This is a genomic window from Pediococcus damnosus (assembly GCF_001437255.1).
Lineage (GTDB): Bacteria > Bacillota > Bacilli > Lactobacillales > Lactobacillaceae > Pediococcus > Pediococcus damnosus.
Genome location: NZ_JQBD01000125.1, coordinates 1 through 3,728 on the forward strand (window position 1 = coordinate 1; position 3,728 = coordinate 3,728).

7 protein-coding genes and 1 pseudogene are annotated in these 3,728 nt (G+C 35.8%); all 8 read left to right on the forward strand.

The features are described 5' to 3' along the window. Positions 1–208: 208 nt before the first annotated feature. Positions 209–330 (forward strand): annotated as a pseudogene (locus IV84_RS11460) (IS30 family transposase); the annotation flags it as partial. 317 nt (positions 331–647) lie between these two features. Then, positions 648–827: a 50S ribosomal protein L32 gene (rpmF, locus tag IV84_RS09935; RefSeq protein WP_046870603.1), complete on the forward strand. Its 180-nt coding sequence runs from the start codon at positions 648–650 to the stop codon at positions 825–827. Positions 828–853: 26 nt separating this feature from the next. Further along, the gene (locus IV84_RS09940) at positions 854–1,156 is read left to right on the forward strand and encodes a hypothetical protein (protein ID WP_024624166.1); all 303 of its coding nucleotides are present in this window, start codon (positions 854–856) and stop codon (positions 1,154–1,156) included. A 22-nt stretch (positions 1,157–1,178) separates the two neighbouring features. Beyond that, positions 1,179–1,328 carry a 50S ribosomal protein L33 gene (gene rpmG / locus IV84_RS09945; protein WP_056986592.1) on the forward strand — a complete coding sequence of 50 codons (150 nt, stop codon included), beginning with the start codon at positions 1,179–1,181 and terminating at the stop codon, positions 1,326–1,328. Between the two features lie 21 nt (positions 1,329–1,349). Continuing rightward, entirely contained in the window at positions 1,350–1,619 is a 270-nt protein-coding gene (gene rpsN / locus IV84_RS09950; protein WP_024624168.1) for a 30S ribosomal protein S14, read from the forward strand. A 30-nt stretch (positions 1,620–1,649) separates the two neighbouring features. Then, complete coding sequence (locus IV84_RS11030) at positions 1,650–1,778, forward strand: putative metal homeostasis protein (protein WP_096587937.1); 129 nt, start codon at positions 1,650–1,652, stop codon at positions 1,776–1,778. An 81-nt stretch (positions 1,779–1,859) separates the two neighbouring features. Beyond that, on the forward strand, positions 1,860–2,711 hold the full coding sequence (locus IV84_RS09955; protein ID WP_024624169.1) for an N-acetylmuramoyl-L-alanine amidase: 852 nt from the start codon (positions 1,860–1,862) through the stop codon (positions 2,709–2,711). A 5-nt stretch (positions 2,712–2,716) separates the two neighbouring features. Then, the gene (locus IV84_RS09960) at positions 2,717–3,676 is read left to right on the forward strand and encodes a metal ABC transporter solute-binding protein, Zn/Mn family (protein WP_100212893.1); all 960 of its coding nucleotides are present in this window, start codon (positions 2,717–2,719) and stop codon (positions 3,674–3,676) included. Positions 3,677–3,728: the final 52 nt, after the last annotated feature.

Consider the following 3,728-nt stretch of genomic DNA (forward strand, 5'->3'; position numbering starts at 1 on the left):
GTGTTGATGGATTTTATCCATCAACACCAAATATCATAGACCCCAAACTATTAATAAGCGGCTCATACTAACATGGAGATAATCGTTGGTATAGCCGCTTATTTATTTCAGAATGTCATCAAACATTGATTATCCATATAGATCCTATGTCAAGTATATTAATATTAATTATCAGGAGATAAGTCAAACACTGTATTTTTTAACCTAAGGGACTTGTTCTGGTCACATTTGTGATCAAGATTTAACAACTATGTTACTCCAGATTAACCAAAAACCATCTAAAGTCCCCACTAGCAAGCACCTTATCAGGTTACGCTAACCAATTTGTAAAAAATCGGATCGAATTTTTAATCTACCTAGTAATGTTTTTAATATTGTTGTATTTGAAATTATTTCCATAATAAAACTCCTAAAGTTAAGTGACTTCCGCATGAACTTTAGGAGTAGTCCCTAGAATGGGATTACTTAAAGCGGGGGTTCTCTAAGCAAAGGGAAAAGTAAAAATCGATTGTAAATCGTAATAATTGCTTTTTGTAGTCTGCTACATTGCCTATGCTTTGTCAAGGATATTTTATATTGACATAGCAAACGCAATATCGTATGCTAAATCGTAACGATTACTATTTAGAACGGAAGGAGATGATTTTATGGCTACACCTGCACGCCGTCAGTCCAAATCTCGAAAGAGGAAACGAAGAGCTACACAAAAGTTAATGTTGCCGGCTATTCATTGGGATAACCAACTTCAAGAATATGTACTTTCACATCATGTCTCATTATCGGGTTATTATCACGGAAAACAGGTAATTCATAAATCGCTCAAGTGATGATGAAGAGCAATAGGAGTCTTAGCATGGAATTCTCGGATCAGCTAATAAAACAATGTTTCCAGTGTGCTTTTAATTATTATGATTGTCCAAAAGCTAATCTTAAGTTTAGTAATTCTAATAATTACTTGACGGTTCAATCACCCTTAAGTAATAGTACCTGGCTAATAGTCGCTATTCTAGGAATGATTAAGGCAGAATACGATTTGCTCTTTTTAGACCATCAAGGACAAATTATAGATTTTTCAATGGCGCGACAAGTAAAATTTGTGATTTCATCAGTTGATGAAGATGCTATGGATAGTCTGCTAGGTGCTTGTTCTTTTTAAACCCAATAAGGAAGGTGCAAAAATGTGGAAAACAATTATTTTAGCTAATGCGGACACAAAGGAAAAACTGTATTTGATAAGTAAGAATCCTAAGAATACACCTCATAAGATCAAATTAAAAAAATACTCGCCAAAGTTAAAACACAGAGTTTGGTTCACTGAGATTAATTAGGGCACAAGGGGGAAAATTCTAATGGCTAAGAAGTCAAAAATAGCTAGATATGAGCGTCAGAAGAAGTTAGTTGCGAAGTATGCTGGTGAACGGAAAAATTTAAAAGCACAGGGAGATTACGTGGCACTGGCTAAGTTGCCCAAGGATTCTAATCCAATCCGATTACGAAATCGAGATGTTTTAGATGGGCGGCCTCGTGGGTATATGCGTAAGTTTGGAATGTCCCGATTAAATTTCCGCAAATATGCCTTACTGGGACAAATTTCTGGGATACACAAGGCCAGTTGGTAATTATAAAATTTTGTAGTGAGGATAACTATCATGGAAAAGGAAGACCATTCGAGTGCTTGCAGACATCTAAAAAGTCCCAATATAAAGACAAGAAAACGTGCGTTGAAAACGATTAAAGTGATTAAAAAACAGAGACGGCTGTTTACCCGGGCAGACTAATTAGAGCCTCTGCCGTACTTTACAAAGAGACTGTTAATCACTATGCTTAAATCACATTAAATGATTAAGGATTTGAGCACATTGATTAATAACAAAATACCATTCTGGAAGCAGCCATTGTTTATATTACGTGTCATCATTATTGTTGGTCTCGTATATATCGTGGGACATCTAACTATTCAATATTTCTGTGAGCCTAAAGTCACTGCACAAACAATTAATTTGCGTGACATGCCGACACCAAAGGGTCACATTATCGAAAAGCTCGCTTACGGAACCAGATTAAAGGTAGAAAAAAAGAACGTTCATACTAAATGGTGGCGTGTTAAAGTTGGCCATCATCAAGGCTGGGTTGCAAGCTGGTTGATTCATCAAACTAAGTATCGAGCTATCAATTCATTGGCAGAAGCAACAATCGTTCTTGATCCAGGGCATGGTGGGATTGATTCCGGTACCATTGGGTTGCATGGCGCCATGGAAAAAACATACACCTTGCCAACCGCCTTGGCAGTAGCCCAGTTATTAAGGTCAAAATATTCACGGGTTATACTAACTCGTCAATCAGATCAATCGGTATCATTGTCTAAACGGCCTAAAATAGCTAATATGGATAAGGCAACGTTGTTTATTAGTTTTCATTTTAATTCTGCGGGAAAGAAAAATGCTGCCCAAGGGTTTGAAGTGTTTCAATACCATCAGAATGCTCGTAAGCTTGCTCAGAAACTTAACAATAATTTTGTTAATCTTCCGTTAGTTAATCGTGGAATAGCTTTTGGCGATTTTGAAGTGTTACGCGATAATCAAAGACCGGCAGTACTAATTGAAATGGGATTTATGGATAGCACACATGATTTTAAACACATAAAATCTAAAATATATCAAAGATTAGTTGCCCGTGATGTAGTAAGAGGAATTACACAGTACGTGCATTAGGTAAAATGGTATTTCAACCATTAAATATATTATTGTTTGAGGAGAAAATAATTTTGAAAAAAACATTAAAGCTTTTAACATTGATTATTACTTTTATTGGGACCGCGACGTTTATAGCTGGGTGCTCACAATCTACTTCATCCACTAAAAATAATAAAATAACAGTAACAGCAACAACTGATTTTTATGGGGAAGTCGCTAAGGCAGTTGTCGGCAACAAGGGACATGTAACGTCTGTGATTAATAATCCTAGTGTTGATCCACATGATTATGAGCCAACCTCCAAAATAGCTAAAGAAGTGGCTAACTCCAATGTATTGGTTGCAAACGGAGTGGGTTATGATGGCTGGATGAGCAGGTTGGCTAAAAATGCCCCTAAGGCTACATATATTAAAGTTGGTGAAGATCTTTTAGATAAAAAGGATGGAGATAATCCGCATTTGTGGTATAACCCAAAAACAATGCCTAAACTAGCTAACGACTTGGCTAAACATTTCAGTAAATTACAACCTAAAAACGAAGCTTACTTTAAAGCCAATGCCAAGCAATATATTAAGTCTTTAGCTTCGATTAATCAACAAATTAAACGAATCAATGCAGTCGCTAAGAAGACTACCAATAAAGAGGTTTACGTTAGTGAACCGGTATTTGATTACGCTTTACAGGCCGCCGGTTTTAAAGTAGCAGATCATAGTTTTGAGGAAGACACTGAAAATGATGTTGATCCATCTCCAAAGACTATTAAAACAATGCAAACAAATATTAAGAATCACAAAATTGCGTTCTTTGTTTTTAACAAACAAGTGGATTCAAAAACTGTTAACAATTTAGTAAGTTTAGCAAGAAAAAATAATGTTCCAGTTCTGGCTGTTACTGAAACTTTACCGTCCGGAAAAACTTATAAAACTTGGATGCTTAGTCAGTATCAGCAACTTTATAAGATAATTAGTACTACAGAAAAGTAATTTTTATGGGGTTTATGATATTTTGGTGTTGATGGATAAAATCCATCAACAC

What these genes read in the sequence shown, in the direction of transcription:
- IV84_RS09960 (WP_100212893.1), top strand. Translation starts at nt 2,717, where the DNA reads ATGGTATTTCAACCATTAAATATATTATTGTTTGAGGAGAAAATAATT.
- rpmF (WP_046870603.1), top strand. Translation starts at nt 648, where the DNA reads ATGGCTACACCTGCACGCCGTCAGTCCAAATCTCGAAAGAGGAAACGA.
- rpsN (WP_024624168.1), top strand. Translation starts at nt 1,350, where the DNA reads ATGGCTAAGAAGTCAAAAATAGCTAGATATGAGCGTCAGAAGAAGTTA.
- IV84_RS11030 (WP_096587937.1), top strand. Translation starts at nt 1,650, where the DNA reads ATGGAAAAGGAAGACCATTCGAGTGCTTGCAGACATCTAAAAAGTCCC.
- rpmG (WP_056986592.1), top strand. Translation starts at nt 1,179, where the DNA reads ATGTGGAAAACAATTATTTTAGCTAATGCGGACACAAAGGAAAAACTG.
- IV84_RS09940 (WP_024624166.1), top strand. Translation starts at nt 854, where the DNA reads ATGGAATTCTCGGATCAGCTAATAAAACAATGTTTCCAGTGTGCTTTT.